This is a genomic window from Acetivibrio saccincola, assembly GCF_002844395.1.
Taxonomy (GTDB): domain Bacteria; phylum Bacillota; class Clostridia; order Acetivibrionales; family Acetivibrionaceae; genus Herbivorax; species Herbivorax saccincola.
The window spans coordinates 1,223,421-1,241,188 of the sequence record NZ_CP025197.1; the positions used below are offsets into that span (position 1 = coordinate 1,223,421).

Below are 17,768 nucleotides of genomic sequence, written 5' to 3' on the forward strand. Positions count from 1 at the left end.
ATAGTTTAAACTTACAGTGTATATACAATGTATTCACATTTGTACATTTGTACATATATATTGAGCACATCTATATTGTACTACACATTGTATATACACAAATCATTCTATAACGTATTCCTGTTTGTGTCAATGGTAAAAATCATTATGATAGCGTCAATTTATTGTAGGAAAAAGAAAAGTAGATGGCATCCCATTTTTTATTTGTGCAACTATTTCAAATAACGGTCTCTTAGTAACGAAAGTGTTTTACATCATTTTGAGCCTTATTTTCTTTTATAATTCCTCTAACTTATTGTCTATTATACCATATAACTCTTTCTTTCTATAAAGAATTCATTTTACTCAATACTTGTGACAAATTAGTACGTTTTGTTATCTATGTTCCTTCACATTTTAACGCTACTTTTAAAAGAAAAAAGTATTTCTATTGTACCATTTTCCATTTTGTCAAGGCTAAAACAAGCGGGCAAAGCCCGGCCTTGACAAGTAGTAGGACTTCGCGGGTCATGGTACTAAAGTTTTGCTTTTTTCTTTTCTTTTTCTTTTTTTATGTTTTTTCTTTTTCTTTGTCTTTTTTCCAGATATGTATAATTCCTATTGGATAGGCTTACTTGTAAACTTTCCCGTAATTTTTGCTTTATTATTACCTCATCCCTATCCGCATATACCTATAATACGCCTTAATTCTTTATATAAACCAGCTTTACACCCCTTATGAATACCAGTTAAATTACTATTCCATACACTCTCATACCTGTTTGATGACTTCTTTAATTCCTTAATTAATTTTTCCTGAATTTCTTGCCTACTAGCTGCTAACTTTTTTTGTTTTTGTGCCATAACTATGTCATATACCTTACCGCCATTCTTCTTGTATATTATTAGCTTTGACATCTTTTCTACACCTTTTCTCGACCAGCCTTTAGGTCTTGAACTTAAACGGGATGAAAATACATGACTCACATGACCTTCAGCACTACAACCCACTATTCCTCTGTTTGACCTTATTTCTATACCATCCCAATTATTTAAAATATATCGCTTTGCATTTTTTATAGCCTTTATTTTATTTTCATTATCGCCTGTCTTTTCAATTATCTTTTTAAAAACCTTTGTTAGCATTTTTTTATCAGATAAATTCAAAGCCTCCTGTAAATCTTGGCTTATTGCTTCATCATTTAAATGTGTGGTCGCAACTCTTACGTATTTTTGAAGATGGTATCTATCAAGTACAAATTTACTTTTTGAAAGACAGTTAACTCCTTGCCTTATCCATGACGCCCCATCTCCTGATATATACACCGTCTCTAAAAAATCAACGTCATATTGTTTATATATGTATTCCGATACTTCAAGCCACAAATTTTCTGAATTATTATACACTCCCCCAAAATATCGAACATTCTTTAATACTTTTCTCTTCTTATTACTTTTTTCAAAGTCAATTCCCTCATGCACATATACAAGTTTTGGCATAATTGTATTTCTCTTGCCCTTCTCATTCTGTCTCAATATACTTTTTTGTTGTAATGCTACATGGTCCTCATCGGCCTCAACATACAATATTTTTACTTCTCTCTTTTTATCTACTTTTATTTCAGGCTCAACTATTTCAATATTATGTATTTTATTCATCACTGCTTGTTTGCTGATTTCATCAATATATGTCGCCTTTTCTCCTGCCTTTCTGTAGCTGCTGTCAGCTGCTTCATCTATTGCATTAATTACAACATCGGCACTTACTCTGTCATGTGGTTCTACACCTACAATCCTGTCGACTAGGTGTTGTCTATTACCATTTTCCTTATGCTTAAAATATGTCCTGTTATAACTTAGTGTTCCAAATGTCGTTAAAATAGCTGTTTTATCTTTTCTTATAATTTCCCAATACTGTTTCCTTATTTCACAGTTACGGAAATATTCATCCATATCTTCAAGCACTTCTTTAAGTATATCGCGTCCAAGTTTAAATAAATCTTCTTTTAGACCAAGAACAAGATCAGCTAAGTCTTTTCCTTCTTCAATAAAATTTTTTATCTTTTTTTCAATTCTTTTTACCCCAAATTCATTAAAATGTTGTATACTATTATACATAGAAGATGTCATCCTTTCTATTTATTATTTTTGCTTAATTAATATCTTAACAGGATGTCATCTTCTTTTCAATTATATATGGTATTTTATGTCTCATTCCCTACAATAACTTTACGCTAACATCATTATTAAAAAATATTAGTCAAAGACAGTGCTTCCCTGTCAGGGATGGTTTTTAAAAGCTGCTTTAAGGAGGCTATTTCAGCTAAAGCCAAGGTAGAATCCTTTGCGTCTATATATACAGACAGTCTTGATATAGAAGTGCTGATTGCATCTATATCAGAATGGTCCAGTAGAATGCTCCATTTTTTTTCTGTCTCAGGCCACTTTTCTATAATTTCTAAAAGATTATTTTTAGCCGGTTCCCAATTTTTCTCATAAATATTGGCTTCAGTTTTAAGAATTTTTTCTTCTATTACAAGGGTGGATGTTGCAAGGATTCTTGAAGCAAAAAATGATGCTCCGATTATTAATGCCAGAACCAGCACTATACTTCCTAAAATTTTTAAATTGTGCATTAATTATCCTCCCCTTTCTTTTCTTTAACTTGAAAATATAAATTGCCGGAAGAATCTAAACTTGCAAATAATACGTCTTTTATATTTTCCACCCCAAATTTTTTCAGTTCATCAGACAGCCATTTCTCGTCTAGATTTGCAGTTTTTAAATTAGCTGTATTTACATTTCCGTCCACTATAAGATCAAGAGGTAAACCCTCATACTCAGTTTGAATATTAAGGTCTTCAGGGTTTAAAGGTCTTTTTTGGGATTTAGGGATAACGCTTAGCTGTCCGTTTGTCTCCAGTATGGCAAATTCCACATCTGAAATGTTGGATATATTTTTTATTCTTAACTGTTCTAAAAGCTCATTTATTGTAAACATCTCTTTTTTAAGAGCTTGTTCTTTAAGTTTGCCGTTTTCAATTAAAACAGTGGGTCTTCCTGAAATAATAGCCCTTGTTTTGGCACTTTTAAGCCCGATATAAGAAAAAAGTAGTTGTGCCACTAAAAGGGTGAGTATAGGAATAATTCCGTTTACCAATGGAACTCCTGTATTTTGCATTGCAACGGATGCAAGGTCAGATATCATTATGGCTATAACAAGTTCAAAAGGCTGTAATTCCCCTATTTGACGCTTTCCCATTATTCTCATTACAATAATTACAAGTAAATATAATATTGCTGTCCTGACAAAAGATATCAGCACTATATCACCCTTTCTGTATAATTATTAATAGTTTTGCCAGGTATTTATTTTAAAATGTGTAGGAATTTATGGCTTAGCCGGGAATGGAGACTATTGCAAAAAACGGTGTTTAAAAAACATGAAAATGTTAGCAATTTAAATTAATAATGAGTCTTATTTAAATATTTTACCCTATTTATGATATATTTATGAAATTGGAATAAAACCGGCATAAATTACAGTATGCAATATAATAAAAATAATATAGAATAGGTTTAATTAATATAAAACAGGTTAGCTATACATAAATAAAAAGCAATTTTTCCGGGAGGAATATAATGCATGTAATTATAATAGGATGTGGAAAAGTAGGTTCAAGATTTGCAAATGTTTTATCTGAAGAAGGTCACGATGTTGTTATCATAGATAGTGACAGCAATTCTTTTAAATTGCTGTCTCCTGATTTTAACGGGATAACTCTTACTGGGGTACCCATAGACCAGGATGTTTTAAAAAAGGCAGGAATAAATACTGCAGATGCCTTAGCAGCTGTTACACCGGATGACAATATAAATATTATGGTTTGCCAGGTTGCAAAGGAGATTTTTAAAGTTCCAAAGGTGATAGCCAGAATATATGACCCTTCCAGGGAACATGTCTTTCACCATTTTGGATTGGAGACAATTTGTCCTACGGATATTTCAGTTAATGTAATAAAGTCTATTATAATAGGCAAAAAAGAGGTTCAGACGCAAACCATTGGCAATAAAGCTATTTTATACAGACAGGAAAGAGTGGATAAATCCTATATAGGTAAAAAAGTAGAGGATATTGAATTGGATGAAAGTTCCCACTTATTTGCCGTTATAAGGGACAATGAGTTTAATTTTGCAAAACCCGGTTTTGTACTTAAAAAAGGCGATGAAATTGTAATTGCAAGTAAAGGGGATTGAATTTTTAATAGGAATTTATGTACTTTTATCAAAATTCATAAATTTCATATGGAGGTAAAATATGTATATTGTTATAGCGGGAGGGGGAAAGCTTGGATATTACCTTGTAAAAACCCTTCTTCCATATAAACATAAAATAGCTATTATAGAGCCATTAGAGGATGTGTGCAATAAAATAGCAAATGAACTGAATATTCCTGTGGTAAACGGGGATGGAACAGATTTAGAAGTGCTTTCAGAAATAGAACTGCAAAAGTGTGATATTTTTATTGCAGTTACAGGAAAAGACCAGGATAATTTAATTGCGTGCCAACTGGCTAAGAGAAATTTTGGAGTGGAGAGGACCATAGCAAGGGTCAATAACCCAAAAAATATTGAAATATTTCAAAAGCTGGGGGTGGATATCCCAGTCAGCAGTACATCCATAATAGCTGACCTTATTGAGCAGGAAGTGGATTACTCAGGCATAAAAACCCTTTTGAGACTAAAAACCGGGAAGCTGGTGCTGAATGAAATTTTAATAACTGATAAATCACCGGTGTGTGACAAAGCTTTAAAGGATATAAATATTCCTAAAGACTGTGTTGTTATTTCTGTAATCAGGGATGTGGAAGTTATTATACCAAATGGTTTTACAATATTAAAAGAAGGGGATTATATTATAACCGTCTCTTCAAGTGAGGACCAGGCAGAGCTTAAGGATTACTTTGTGGGTAAAGGAAAGCAATAACTTGTAGCTTCTAAGTTTCAGGTATTTTTAGCCCACTATTATTTTTCCCTCAGGATATACCACATCTTGATTTTTCTTTTGGGCATTTTGTATTGTAAGAGCAATGGCAAAAGAGAGAGGACCTATTCTTCCCACCAGCATACCGATTATTATAAGAATTTTGCTTATGTTGCTTAAAATACTTACATCTATAGGGGACAGACCTACAGTGGCAACTGCAGATGTGGATTCAAAAAGGGTGTCCAAAAAAGGAATATCCTCCAAAAACATGAGCACAGTTGTCAAGGTGATAACAATCATGGCACTAAGGCTGACAATGGCAAGGGACTTAATTATGGTTTGGTGGGGAATTCTTCTCTTAAAAACAACAGCGTGTTCTGTTCCCCTGATTTGTGAAATAACGGCAACTAAAATAACCCCGAAGGTGGTTAGTTTGACACCGCCTCCTGTGGAACCAGGTGCCGCACCTATAAACATAAGAAAAATTGCCATTGCTTTGGTTATCTCTTTCATGCTGCCTGTGTCAATGGTGTTAAAACCTGAAGAGCGGGTTGTTACAGATTGAAAAAATGAGGCATTTATTTTTTCAACTATACTGAGTTTGCCTAATGTATAGGGGTTATTAAATTCTGAAAGGAAGAAAAATATCCCGCCAAAGACAATGAGAAATACAGTAAAAAGTAAAACTACCTTTGTGTGAAGGAGCAGCTCTCTCTTTTTGGGAAATTCCCATAAATTTTTCCACACAACAAAGCCAAGTCCGCCTAAAATAACAAGTATTGATGTAAAAAACAAAAGTACAGGGTCGTCATTGTAATTGGTAAGGCTTTGAAAATCCCCCAATATATCAAATCCAGCATTACAAAAGGAGGATATGGAATGAAAAATTGAAATGTAAAAGCCTTTAAAACCGAATTTTGGAACAAACCTTGTAGCTAAAATAACGGCTCCTGCCAATTCAATTGAAAAAGTGGCAAGTACCACGTTTTTAATAAGGCTTAAAACACCGTCAAAGCTAAAATCACTTAGAGATTGTTGAGCTAATACCCTTGTTTTGAGACTTACTTTTTTTCCAAGCAAAATTGAGAAAAATGTGGCAAAGGTTACAAAACCCAAAGCTCCTGTTTGAATGAGAATCAGGATAACAATCTGGCCAAAAAGTGACCACTGGGCGGCTGTATCCACCACTACCAGTCCTGTAACACAGGTGGCGGATGTGGCGGTAAACAGTGCAGTAAGAAAATCTGCTTTTTCAGCATTGTCATTTGAAGCAATGGGAAGGGTTAAAAGTAAAGTTCCCCAAAAAATAACCACTATAAAGCTTAACAATATAATTTTAGTGGGATCTAAACGGAATAGCTTCCTGTTCTTTATATTAAATTGGAACTTAATCATAAAAAATAATCACCGTGCCTTGGTATTATTAGCCATAACTTTCATTCTTCCCATTATATCATATTATGGATATGGCTGCAATGAGAAAACTTTGGTTTTAAATTGAATACTTTACATAAAAAAAGTCTTGGAAAATCTTATAATTTATAATATAATATATAATAAGACATCTTTTAGTAGTTTCTGTTCTTAAAAAAACTATTCTGTTGAGGTATTTAAAATGTATAAACTAAGGTTGGTAATAGCCGACAAAGATCAAGTCTACATTGATAACGTTACAGGTTTTATTTACTCAAAGTACAAAAACAAATTTTATATCAAGTCTTTTACAAATGAAAAATCCCTGTATGAGCATATTGATGAAACTGATAGAATTGATATTTTGTTGATTACACCGTCATTTTATAAAGAGGAAATTGACTTAAAAAAAGTAGTTGCTCCAATAATTTTATCAACAGGGATTTTACCAAAGGAAATTAAAGACTTTGAAATAGTTAGCAAGTATCAAACGGGTACCAATCTTGTAAATAATATTTTAAATATCTTTTCTGAAAGAAGTAATTTTAGCATTCATACTAAAGAAGGGTCTAATGACACAAAAATAGTTACTTTTTTCTCGCCGGTAGGGGGTGCAGGTACATCTACTTTAGCGGCGGCTACTGCTTTTCAATGTGTACAAAGTCAAATGAACACCTTTTATCTGAATTTTGAAGGTCTTTCTTCTACCAGAGCTTTTTTCAATTCTGTTGATAATGGTCAAAACTTATCAAGTATATTGTTTTTCCTAAAAGAAAAAAGCAAGAATTTATCTCTTAAAATAGAAACCGGCAGATTAATAGATGATGCAACAGGGGTACACTATTTTCTTCCGCCGGAAAATAGTTTTGACTTAAAAGATATGGCTGTTGATGAAATGGAAAGGCTTATTGATGAGATGAAAGCAATGGCTTATTATGATGTGATTATTGCCGATATCAGCAGTGAGTTAAGTGATACTAACATATTGCTAATGCAGAAAAGTGATTGCATATTTTATGTTTTATCTTATGACAGGGTTTCAAAATTTAAATTTGAAGAGATGCTTAAGGCATTTGAGTTTTTAAATAAAAGAAAAGGTTTGGATTTTATTAACAAAGGTGAAGTTATACTGAATAAATGTACAGGTATTAATTTAGAAGCTTTAGATAATGTGACTTTAGGAGAAAAGACGGTTTTTGCCAAAATACCGTATATAAGCGGAATGGAAGCATCTGATGCCCACTACCTTGCAAATAGTGAAAACCCCATAGCAAATGCAGCAAACAAAATAATATACAAGTTGAAATAGGGTGTTTAAAATGGATATTAATAGCAAGGAAAAACTTATCCATGAAATAAGGGAAAGAATAAACGACAGTATTGATTTATCAAAGGATTATACCGATGAAGAAATCAGGGAAGTAATAACCGGCGAAGTTTTTAAGGCATCTAAGGAGCATTATCTTAGCATTGGTGAAAAGAAGGAAATCACAGATGTGATATTTAACTCCATGAGAAGGCTTGATGTACTTCAGCCTATTATTGATGACAAAAGTATAACGGAAATAATGATAAACGGTCCGGATACAATTTTTGTTGAAAAAGACGGCAGGATTTTTAAAAAAGATGTCAGGTTTGAAAGTAGGAGAAAACTGGAAGATGTCATTCAGACTATTGTATCAAAGGTAAACAGGACGGTTAATGAATCAAATCCCATTGTAGATGCAAGGCTTACAGACGGGTCACGTGTTAATGTGGTGCTTCCGCCTATAGCCTTAAACGGTCCCATTGTAACTATAAGAAAATTTCCTGAAAAGCCTATGACTATGGAACGGCTCATAAAGTTTGGTTCAGTGACGGAGGAGGTTGCAGAAGTCCTTAACAGGATGGTCAGGGCAAAATATAATATTTTTATAAGCGGTGGGACGGGTTCCGGAAAAACCTCTTTCTTAAACGCCCTTTCAAATTTCATTCCAAAAGATGAAAGAATAATTACGATAGAAGACTCGGCAGAATTGCAAATTACAGGTATAGAGAATATTGTAAGGCTGGAGACCAGAAATGCTAATACCGAAGGAAAAGGTGAAATAACAATAAGAGACCTTATTAAAGCCTCTCTTAGAATGAGACCTGAAAGAATTATAGTGGGTGAGGTTCGTGGTCCTGAAGCCATAGATATGCTCCAGGCCATGAATACAGGGCATGACGGTTCTTTATCCACAGGTCATGCCAACTCCACCAGGGATATTCTTTCAAGGCTTGAGACTATGGTTTTAAGTGGTTCCAATATACCATTAGACGCCATCAGGCAGCAAATTGCTTCTGCAATTGATATAATTATTCACTTGGCAAGACTTAGGGACAAATCGAGGAGAACCATGGAGATTACAGAAGTTGTGGGCTATAAAGACGGCAACATACTGTTAAACCCCCTTTATGTATTTGAGGAAGAAGGGGAAGATGAAGAAAAAAGAGTTATAGGAAAACTAAAGAGAACCAATAACCAAATGGTTAAAAAGTTTAAATTTAAAATGGCAGGTATATCTGATGTTTTTTAAGAATGTTTGATGTTTTCTTAAGAACAGGGGTGATATAATGGAATCTAAAACTTTAACTGTCACTGAAGAAAAGGATGTTCAAAATCAAAATGTTTTAATTGATTATGATGTTTATATTATGAAACCTGCTGAGAAATTACTTTATATCCTTCTTGCTGCGGCCGTGCTATTTACAATCGGGTTTATATTCTATCAGAATATAATATTGTCACTGCTTTTGACTCCTTTTGCACTTTTTTATCCTAAAATAAAAACAAGGGAAATAATAAAAAAGAGGAAGAAGCTTTTAAATCTCCAGTTTAAGGACATGCTGTATGCCCTCTCCTCTTCACTGACTGCAGGTAAATCCCCGGAATCTGCATTTTCAGATGTGTTAAAAGATCTAAAAGTTCTATACCCCACCACCGATGTTTATATAATCAAGGAAGTTGAGTACATAATAAGGAAGCTGAATATGAATGAAACGGTGGAAGCTGCTTTAGATGACCTGGCAAAAAGAACAAAAATTGAGGATATTCAAAACTTTGTAGAGGTGTTTAAGACCTGTAAACGGACAGGCGGGAATTTAGTGGCAGTCACCAGGAATTCATCAGATGTTATAAGTGAGAAGATTGAAATTATAGAGGATATAAATACTACAATAGCGGCTAAAAAGTTTGAACATAAAATTTTATCTGTTATGCCCATCTTTATGATAGTAGTTCTTTCACTGACAACGGAAGATTATATGGAGCCTTTGTTTAGCACTATACTAGGAAGGATTGTAATGACCGTTGCAATTATTATCATGGCAGCAGGCTATTTTATATCCCAGAAAATAATGGATATTAAAGTTTAATTGCCGGGAGGTAGAAGCATGCTGATAGCATCTTTAGCCGTACTTTTAGTATTTATGATACTGCTTCTTTCGTCTAAGAATAAATACAGGGAATACACAGAACCGTTGGATAAGGAAGAGTACAAATTAAAGGACCTTTTGTGTGTAGGGCTTTTTATCATGGACAAAATAAAGTATTCCTATAATACGGAATATGACAGGAAAGTTCTTGACAAAATATCTGAATTAAAAGGACCTAAGTATTCCGTTTACTATCTCCAAATTTATTGGGCTAATAAAATAACTCTTATGTTTATACTGCTTATTCTGTTCTTATTTGTAGGGGTTTCCCAGGAAGAAATTACAACTGAATATTTGTTTTTTGGAGTATTTGTTTTAGCCTTGGTGGTTTTTGTGTCCTACAGGGAATTGGACAAAAAAGTAAAGGAAAGAAGACTTAGTATACAAATTGATTTTCCGGATTTTTTAAACCAGCTTGTTCTTTTGATAAGTGCAGGTATGACAGTTTCAAGGGCGTGGGAAAGAATTGTTGAGCAAAGTGAAAAGGATACTGTTTTGTATGATGAACTTAGAATTGTACTTGCTGATATCAGGGCAGGAAAGTCTGAAATAAATGCTTTTGAGGACTTTGCAAAAAGGTGCAGGATACCTGAAATAACCAGGTTTTCTTCTATAATCATTCAAAACATTAACAAGGGAAGCTCCGATATAGTACCGATGCTTTTACGCCAGGCCAGCGAATGTTGGGAAATGAGAAAACATGCGGCAAGAAGAATAGGGGAAGAGGCAAGTTCAAAACTGCTTTTTCCAATGATGCTGATGTTTGCGGCAGTGTTGCTGATAGTAGCAACTCCTGCAGTTATAGCCATTATGGGAAGTATGTAATTTTGGAAGGAGGTGATTTGGATGCTTAAATTGATTAAAAGGTTTTTAAAAGAAGAGGACGGGTTAGGTACAGTTGAAATAGTCATAATTGTTGCGGTTTTAGTGGCTGTTGCATTGATTTTCAGAAGAGCTATATTTGATTTTGTAAGTAATATTATTAAAAAAATTTTTAATAATGATCTTGACGGTAAAATTTTAGAAGGTATAACTCCAACTCCGTAAAAACAGGAGGTAATCAGTTTTAAGAGATATTGGATTTATATTAGGGCAGAGGATATTTTGCCCTAATATATTGATTTTAATTTTTTTATGATAAAAGAGGTTTTAAATATGGGCTTTGGCAAGGTGTGGGAAAAAAAACTAAAAGACAATAAAGGAAGCATCACTGTTGAGGCAACGATAATTGTGCCTGTCGTTATCTTTACTCTCATAGCCCTTATACTTATCGGAGAATTTTTGTATCAGCAGTCATATATACAGTCTGTTGCTGACAGGACTGCATGCCGTGGTGCCGAAGTATGGAATAATCCTTCAAAGGATATGATTATGGGATATATATCAAAGGATAAAATGAAAGATGTATGTCTTTATTGGAGGATACCCTTTTTGGAATCATCTAAGGCGAGAAATACAAAGCAGTCTAAAATAGAAGAGTATACAAAGTATCTAATGTCCCGTGTATCTATTTTGGATAAACCTGAAACATTAAATGTAACTGCAAAAATGGAAACAGATTACATAGTATATAAAAAAATAAGGGTAACCGTGGAAGCAGAGTATAAAAACCCTTTTGCTTCTGTTTTAAGGGTTTTTGGATTAAAAGACACAATAACAATCAGGGTACATTCAGAGGCAGTTGTAAATGAACCTGTGGAATTTATAAGGACTACGGATTTTGCACTGGATGTGGTAAAGGAAATAGACAACGGGGTTTTTAAAGGCAAGGGAAGTGAAGTTGTTACTGATGTAAGAAAGGGTATTGGAAATATATTTGAAAAAATCCAGGATGTTGCCAGCGGGGCTGATTAAAATGTTTCATATAAAGTGCATTAAAGAGAATAGAGGTGCATTGACTGTAGAAGCTGCCATTTCGCTTCCACTGTTTATTTGCGTATTTTTGAGCATAGCTTTCTTTATGAGGGTTGCATATATTCATAACAATGTGCAATATGCAATAAACGGTGCTGCCAATGAACTTTCAACGTACAGCTACTTATATTCAGTATCCGGGCTTCAGGCTTTGAATGATGAAATTTCCGGAAAAGCCGGTGAGTACGGGGAAAGTGCATCGGAACATATGACAGGAATTTTGGAGGCTTTTGATGCTTTAGGCAGCAATTTTCAGGGCAAAAACCGTGAAAATATGGATATTGACAACTTAAAAAATTTATTTGAAGACGGCGGCAGAGTTGTGGAAAACGTTACAAGTGTTTTTAATGAGGTTAAAGATAATCCTCAAAAAGAATTTGTAAGCATTGCCGCCTTGTTTGCCGGAGCAGGATATGAAAAGATTAAAAGTGAGTTGTCAGCTCCAATGGTACGCTTCTTTATGAGAAAATATATAAATGAAAACATTTTTAACAGTAAAGGCGGTCCGGGTGTTTATATTGCTGTAAATGAAGGGGAAAGCCCTTATCAGGCATTTAAATTTAACAACCGCATTTTTGCGGACGGTAAAACAATTGATATAGTAGTGAGTTATAGAATTAAAACAGCTCTTCCTATAAATATAATACCTGAAATACATATGAAACAAAGGGCAATAGTCAGGGGGTGGATGAGTGGGGACGGTGAAGTAACTTCAGTTTCAGAATGGTCAAAAGAAGATGAAGATGATGCTGAAGACGGGGGTGGTGGAGAAGAGGAAGAAGATGAGGAAGGAGAAGAAAATGAAGATGATGAGGAAGAGGAAGAAGAGGAAGGCTCCATATGGGATTTGGGAAATTTCGAGTACGGAAGTTATATCAGTAAAAAAGAATTGGAAAAATATCAATCTGAAAATCCTGAAAATGCATATAAAGTAAGAAGTATTAACCTATATGCAAAAACTTATCAAGACTTAAGAAAAGCAAAAAGTTCAATACGGGGTACCATTAATGACTTCCATCTAAAGACAAAGGATAACGGTGGTATAAATTCAAGAATTCTTATTGTGGTAGTTCCGGAGGGTTCTCTTACGGAAGAGGCAAAGAAGATGTTTAGTGAGCTAAAAGAGGAAGCAGCAAAAAAAGAGCCTCCTGTCACCATCATTGAAAAAGAAGGTTATGGAAAGCCAACGGGTCATTAAAAACATATGTACTATAAAAATAAGTACTATAAATAAGTACTATAAATAAGTACTATAAAAGGGATGCTATTAAGAAGTCTTTGTGGTAATTTTAGCCATTATTATCTTTGTTTTGCGAAATAATAATAGCTGATATGTTGTCATGAGCTTTTTTTGACTTGATTTTTTTTAGCATATTTGACAAGCATTCCTGTACATTGTTTTTATTTTTTGTGCATTTTAAAATATCTTTTAGAATTTCCTGTTCATCAAGATAGTTGTAAAAACCATCGCTGCACAGCAAAAAAACGTCGTTTTCCGTAACATAGCCCTTTGACTCATATAATTCAATATTTCTTGTTCCTATACATCTTGTGAGTACATTTCTTTTAGGGTGGTTCAAAGCTTCCTTGTAAGTTATATTTCCTTCCTTTAGTTGTTCAGCTACCCAGGAATGGTCTTCTGTAAGTTTTATGGTTTTTTTGTTTATAATGTATATTCTGCTGTCTCCAATATGCTTTAAAATATATGACCTGTCATATAAAAAGAGCATAGAGAGGGTGGAGCCCAAATTTTTATTTATTGAAACCCCATAATTTATCACAGTTTGATTGATTATTTGTATTATTTTTTTTAATTGTTCATCAACTAAATCTAAACTGAAATTACTGGAGTAAAGTAATACCGGTAAATCCTTTTCCCACCACTTTTTAAATGTAGATATAATAATACCGCTTGCAACTTCCCCGGCAGCAAGTCCGCCCATTCCGTCTGCTATTACAAAAAGGCCAAACTCGCCAAAATGTGTTTCGCCGATTTTCACCAGCAGATTATCTTGATTTATCTTTTTAACATTTCCCGCATCGCATATTGCTCCTACATTAAAAGATATATTGCTCATAAGTCCTCCTTAACAGGGAAAAACCCAGATAAACTTAAAAATTATTTTTTAGGGATTTTGAATATATATTCACTATTTGCAAATACAATTACATCATTGTCTTTTATTTCATACTCCGTATTGCTGTTTAATCTTTCATTATTAAGATATGTACCGTTTTTTGAATTAAGATCCTTTAAAAAATATTTTCCGTCCCTTGTTATTATTTCTGCATGTACCTTCCCAATTGCTTTGTTTTCAGTTACATAGTCAACCTGGCCTTTTAACCTGCCAATTAAAAATTCAGGTTTGGTTATTTTAATTTCTTCTATTACACCGTCCCTGTTTGATTGCAGGTAAGGCGGGGAAATTTCGTAAGGGGTAAGCAATGTGGTTTCATCTGTATTATCTATTGAACTATCTTCAGGAGATAATAGTGTTGTATCATCAGAATAAATGGAGTTGGCAGCAAATGTATTAAATTGGATGTTTTCCATTGGACTGTTTTTACTTTGTGACATGGAGATTATTTCTTTTTTGTTTGTATTTACTTTTGACTTTGGAATATTGGAAGGTTTTGAAAAAAAAGCTTTTGGGGAAGCTGCTTTTACAGGCGGAGGCTTTACAGCAGGTGTTTTTTTAGTTTTGGTGTCTTGGACGATATTTTTTTCGTTTAAAATATTTTTCCATATAAGAAAGCTTAAAGCCCCTCCTAAAATGGCAATGGCAACTATATTTGTTACCATATCATTTCCTAATGAATCTAATGCACCGGAGACCAGCAAAAGGACAGCTCCTATTATAATTATAAGCTGCAATATAACACCTAATGTAATAGCACCGGATTTATATTTCGCTTTTATCCGGCTGTTATCAAGGATGTTGGTTGAAACTTTATTTTTTTGCTTTTCTGATTTTGGAATTTTAGGTATCGGATGGGGGTTGAAATCATCTTTTTTAGGTGGTATATTAACCGATATTTTAGTTTTACTTAAGTATGATGAAAGAGAATTATCCTTTTGAGGTTTGGAAGGTTCTGTGCCTGAATCTTTAAATTCTTCGGAAGATTGGTCGGAAGACTTATTAAATGAGATGCTGTCAGCTTTCTTTGGAATTTCATTTTGGCTTAGTTCATTTAAAAATTTTTGAAATTCTAGTATATTAAAAGTATCCAGCTTAAGCAGGTTTATAACCCGCTTAATGAAATTGTCGTTGCCGGACTCGTCTATATTTGCACTGTTAATTATGAAGTTTTTAGTAAATTCTTTAAGTAAGGAATTAATGTTTAGCCCTTCCTGTACATCAAATGGAAGGTAAACAAGGGAAACTTCTAGATTGTTTGGATTTATGTATATGTAATCTTCCATTAGTAAAAATGAATTTTCTGAAAATAAATAATTTTTAGAATCTAAAATTGTTTTTGTGATACCTGAAAAAATTGCAACAAAATTGTTTTTATTTATTTTGTTACGTTTAAGGTACTGGGATAAAGACAGTTTAGAAGTTATGTTATAATACAAAGTATGTTTTTCATCTTTTTGCCTTATTTCTATGGGCAAAATATGTTTATTTGGATTGTTTGCTAAAATACCTATTTGGTATTCGTGTATTTTTTCAGATGCATCCATGATTATTACAAGAAAATTGCCGGAAACATTGCTTTCATAGTTAAATTCAAGATTCTTGCCGTAGAAATTAATCATAGAAGGGCTCCTCCTTTTTTAGGTGAACAATTTTGATTTGAAATATATAGAACAAGAAGTAATACTCTTATATACTATTTTATCAAGAAAACAGGTGTATTGACAACTATATTTTTAAAATAGGATAGCGTCAATTTATTGTAGGAAAAAGAAAAGTAGATGGCATCCCATTTTTTATTTGTGCAACTATTTCAAATAACGGTCTCTTAGTAACGAAAGTGTTTTACATCATTTTGAGCCTTATTTTCTTTTATAATTCCTCTAACTTATTGTCTATTATACCATATAACTCTTTCTTTCTATAAAGAATTCATTTTACTCAATACTTGTGACAAATTAGTACGTTTTGTTATCTATGTTCCTTCACATTTTAACGCTACTTTTAAAAGAAAAAAGTATTTCTATTGTACCATTTTCCATTTTGTCAAGGCTAAAACAAGCGGGCAAAGCCCGGCCTTGACAAGTAGTAGGGCTCCGCGGGTCATGGTACTAAAGTTTTGCTTTTTTCTTTTCTTTTTCTTTGTCTTTTTTTAGATATGTATAATTCCTATTGGATAGGCTTACTTGTAAACTTTCCCGTAATTTTTGCTTTATTATTACCTCATCCCTATCCGCATATACCTATAATACGCCTTAATTCTTTATATAAACCAGTTTTACACCCCTTATGAATAACAGTTAAATTACTATTCCATACACTCTCATACCTGTTTGATGACTTCTTTAATTCCTTAATTAATTTTTCCTGAATTTCTTGCCTACTAGATGCTAACTTTTTTTGTTTTTGTGCCATAACTATGTCATATACCTTACCGCCATTCTTCTTGTATATTATCAGCTTTGACATCTTTTCTACACCTTTTCTCGACCAGCCTTTAGGTCTTGAACTTAAACGGGATGAAAATACATGACTCACATGACCTTCAGCACTACAACCCACTATTCCTCTGTTTGACCTTATTTCTATACCATCCCAATTATTTAAAATATATCGCTTTGCATTTTTTATAGCCTTTATTTTACTTTCATTATCGCCTGTCTTTTCGATTATCTTTTTAAAAACCTTTGTTAGCTTTTTTTTATCAGATAAATTCAATGCGTCCTGTAAATCTTGGCTTATTGCTTCATCATTTAAATGTGTGGTTGCAACTCTTACGTATTTTTGAAGATGGTATCTATCAAGTACAAATTTACTTTTTGAAAGCCAGTTAACTCCTTGCCTTATCCATGACGCCCCATCTCCTGATATATACACCGTCTCTAAAAAATCAACGTCATATTGTTTATATATGTATTCCGATACTTCAAGCCACAAATTTTCTGAATTATTATACACACCCCCAAAATATCGAACATTCTTTAATACTTTTCTCTTCTTATTACTTTTTTCAAAGTCAATTCCCTCATGCACATATACAAGTTTTGGCATAATTGTATTTCTCTTACCCTTCTCATTCTGTCTTAATGTGCTTTTTTGTTGTAATGCTACATGATCCTCGTCTGCCTCAACATACAATATTTTTACTTTTCTCTTTTTATCTACTTTTATTTCAGGCTCAACTATTTCAATATTATGTATTTTATTCATCACAGCTTGTTTGCTGATTTCATCAATATATGTCGCCTTTTCTCCTGCCTTTCTGTAGCTGCTGTCAGCTGCTTCTTCTATTGCATTAATTACAACATCGGCACTTACTCTGTCATGTGGTTCTACACCTACAATCCTGTCGACCAGGTGTTGTCTATTACCATTTTCCTTATGCTTAAAATATGTCCTGTTATAACTTAGTGTTCCAAATGTCGTTAAAATAGCTGTTTTATCTTTTCTTATAATTTCCCAATACTGTTTCCTTATTTCACAGTTACGGAAATATTCATCCATATCTTCAAGCACTTCTTTAAGTATATCGCGTCCAAGTTTAAATAAATCTTCTTTTAGACCAAGAACAAGATCAGCTAAGTCTTTTCCTTCTTCAATAAAATTTTTTATCTTTTTTTCAATTCTTTTTACCCCAAATTCATTAAAATGTTGTATACTATTATACATAGAAGATGTCATCCTTTCTATTTATTATTTTTGGTTAATTAATATCTTAACAGGATGTCATCTTCTTTTCAATTATATATGGTATTTTATGTCTCATTCCCTACAATAACTTTACGCTAACTTAAAATAGTGTAATATTGTATCATTTTTCGTTGATAAATAAAAGAAAAATTTATGTAAAAATCCATTGCTAAATGATATAATAGTATTAA

Annotated in this window: 16 protein-coding genes; 9 read left to right on the forward strand and 7 right to left on the reverse strand. The window is 33.2% G+C overall.

The features are described from left to right. Positions 1-657 precede the first annotated feature (657 nt). The 3 genes from HVS_RS05485 to HVS_RS05495 form a co-directional block, all read right to left on the reverse strand. Positions 658-2,097 (reverse strand): ISLre2 family transposase, encoded by a 1,440-nt coding sequence (locus HVS_RS05485; protein ID WP_242971694.1) that lies wholly within the window; start codon positions 2,095-2,097, stop codon positions 658-660. 128 nt (positions 2,098-2,225) lie between these two features. Then, positions 2,226-2,615: a DUF4363 family protein gene (locus HVS_RS05490; RefSeq protein WP_101299984.1), complete on the reverse strand. Its 390-nt coding sequence runs from the start codon at positions 2,613-2,615 to the stop codon at positions 2,226-2,228. Next, complete coding sequence (locus tag HVS_RS05495; protein WP_101299987.1) at positions 2,615-3,304, reverse strand: DUF421 domain-containing protein; 690 nt, start codon at positions 3,302-3,304, stop codon at positions 2,615-2,617. The genes HVS_RS05490 and HVS_RS05495 overlap by 1 nt, the downstream gene beginning before the upstream one ends. Positions 3,305-3,621: 317 nt before the next feature. Here HVS_RS05495 and HVS_RS05500 point away from each other — a divergent pair, with 317 nt between their 5' ends. Next, positions 3,622-4,236 (forward strand): potassium channel family protein, encoded by a 615-nt coding sequence (locus HVS_RS05500; RefSeq protein WP_101299989.1) that lies wholly within the window; start codon positions 3,622-3,624, stop codon positions 4,234-4,236. 61 nt (positions 4,237-4,297) lie between these two features. Further along, the gene (locus HVS_RS05505; RefSeq protein WP_101299992.1) at positions 4,298-4,966 is read left to right on the forward strand and encodes a potassium channel family protein; all 669 of its coding nucleotides are present in this window, start codon (positions 4,298-4,300) and stop codon (positions 4,964-4,966) included. A 27-nt stretch (positions 4,967-4,993) separates the two neighbouring features. On the opposite strand, the gene HVS_RS05510 is transcribed toward HVS_RS05505, so the two are convergent. After that, positions 4,994-6,361 (reverse strand): TrkH family potassium uptake protein, encoded by a 1,368-nt coding sequence (locus HVS_RS05510; RefSeq protein WP_101299994.1) that lies wholly within the window; start codon positions 6,359-6,361, stop codon positions 4,994-4,996. Between the two features lie 220 nt (positions 6,362-6,581). Here HVS_RS05510 and HVS_RS05515 point away from each other — a divergent pair, with 220 nt between their 5' ends. The 7 genes from HVS_RS05515 (at position 6,582) to HVS_RS05545 (ending at position 12,947) form a co-directional block, all read left to right on the forward strand. Next, complete coding sequence (locus HVS_RS05515) at positions 6,582-7,688, forward strand: P-loop NTPase family protein (protein WP_101299996.1); 1,107 nt, start codon at positions 6,582-6,584, stop codon at positions 7,686-7,688. Positions 7,689-7,698: 10 nt separating this feature from the next. Next, complete coding sequence (locus tag HVS_RS05520; protein ID WP_101299999.1) at positions 7,699-8,937, forward strand: TadA family conjugal transfer-associated ATPase; 1,239 nt, start codon at positions 7,699-7,701, stop codon at positions 8,935-8,937. Positions 8,938-8,974: 37 nt separating this feature from the next. Beyond that, positions 8,975-9,775, forward strand: a complete 801-nt coding sequence (locus HVS_RS05525) for a type II secretion system F family protein (protein ID WP_101300001.1) — start codon at positions 8,975-8,977, stop codon at positions 9,773-9,775. Positions 9,776-9,793: 18 nt separating this feature from the next. Beyond that, positions 9,794-10,660, forward strand: a complete 867-nt coding sequence (locus HVS_RS05530) for a type II secretion system F family protein (protein ID WP_101300004.1) — start codon at positions 9,794-9,796, stop codon at positions 10,658-10,660. A 21-nt stretch (positions 10,661-10,681) separates the two neighbouring features. Continuing rightward, positions 10,682-10,882 (forward strand): Flp1 family type IVb pilin, encoded by a 201-nt coding sequence (locus tag HVS_RS05535; RefSeq protein ID WP_101300006.1) that lies wholly within the window; start codon positions 10,682-10,684, stop codon positions 10,880-10,882. 87 nt (positions 10,883-10,969) lie between these two features. Beyond that, positions 10,970-11,689, forward strand: a complete 720-nt coding sequence (locus HVS_RS05540) for a TadE family protein (RefSeq protein ID WP_242971695.1) — start codon at positions 10,970-10,972, stop codon at positions 11,687-11,689. 1 nt (position 11,690) lies between these two features. After that, positions 11,691-12,947: a TadE/TadG family type IV pilus assembly protein gene (locus HVS_RS05545; RefSeq protein WP_101300010.1), complete on the forward strand. Its 1,257-nt coding sequence runs from the start codon at positions 11,691-11,693 to the stop codon at positions 12,945-12,947. A gap of 91 nt (positions 12,948-13,038) precedes the next feature. On the opposite strand, the gene HVS_RS05550 is transcribed toward HVS_RS05545, so the two are convergent. The 3 genes from HVS_RS05550 to HVS_RS05560 all read right to left on the reverse strand — a co-directional run bounded on the left by HVS_RS05550 (position 13,039) and on the right by HVS_RS05560 (position 17,556). Continuing rightward, complete coding sequence (locus HVS_RS05550; protein WP_101300013.1) at positions 13,039-13,827, reverse strand: PP2C family protein-serine/threonine phosphatase; 789 nt, start codon at positions 13,825-13,827, stop codon at positions 13,039-13,041. 41 nt (positions 13,828-13,868) lie between these two features. After that, positions 13,869-15,509 carry a DUF6382 domain-containing protein gene (locus HVS_RS05555; protein ID WP_101300015.1) on the reverse strand — a complete coding sequence of 547 codons (1,641 nt, stop codon included), beginning with the start codon at positions 15,507-15,509 and terminating at the stop codon, positions 13,869-13,871. A 607-nt stretch (positions 15,510-16,116) separates the two neighbouring features. After that, positions 16,117-17,556, reverse strand: a complete 1,440-nt coding sequence (locus HVS_RS05560; RefSeq protein ID WP_242971685.1) for an ISLre2 family transposase — start codon at positions 17,554-17,556, stop codon at positions 16,117-16,119. Between the last annotated feature and the right edge of the window lie 212 nt (positions 17,557-17,768).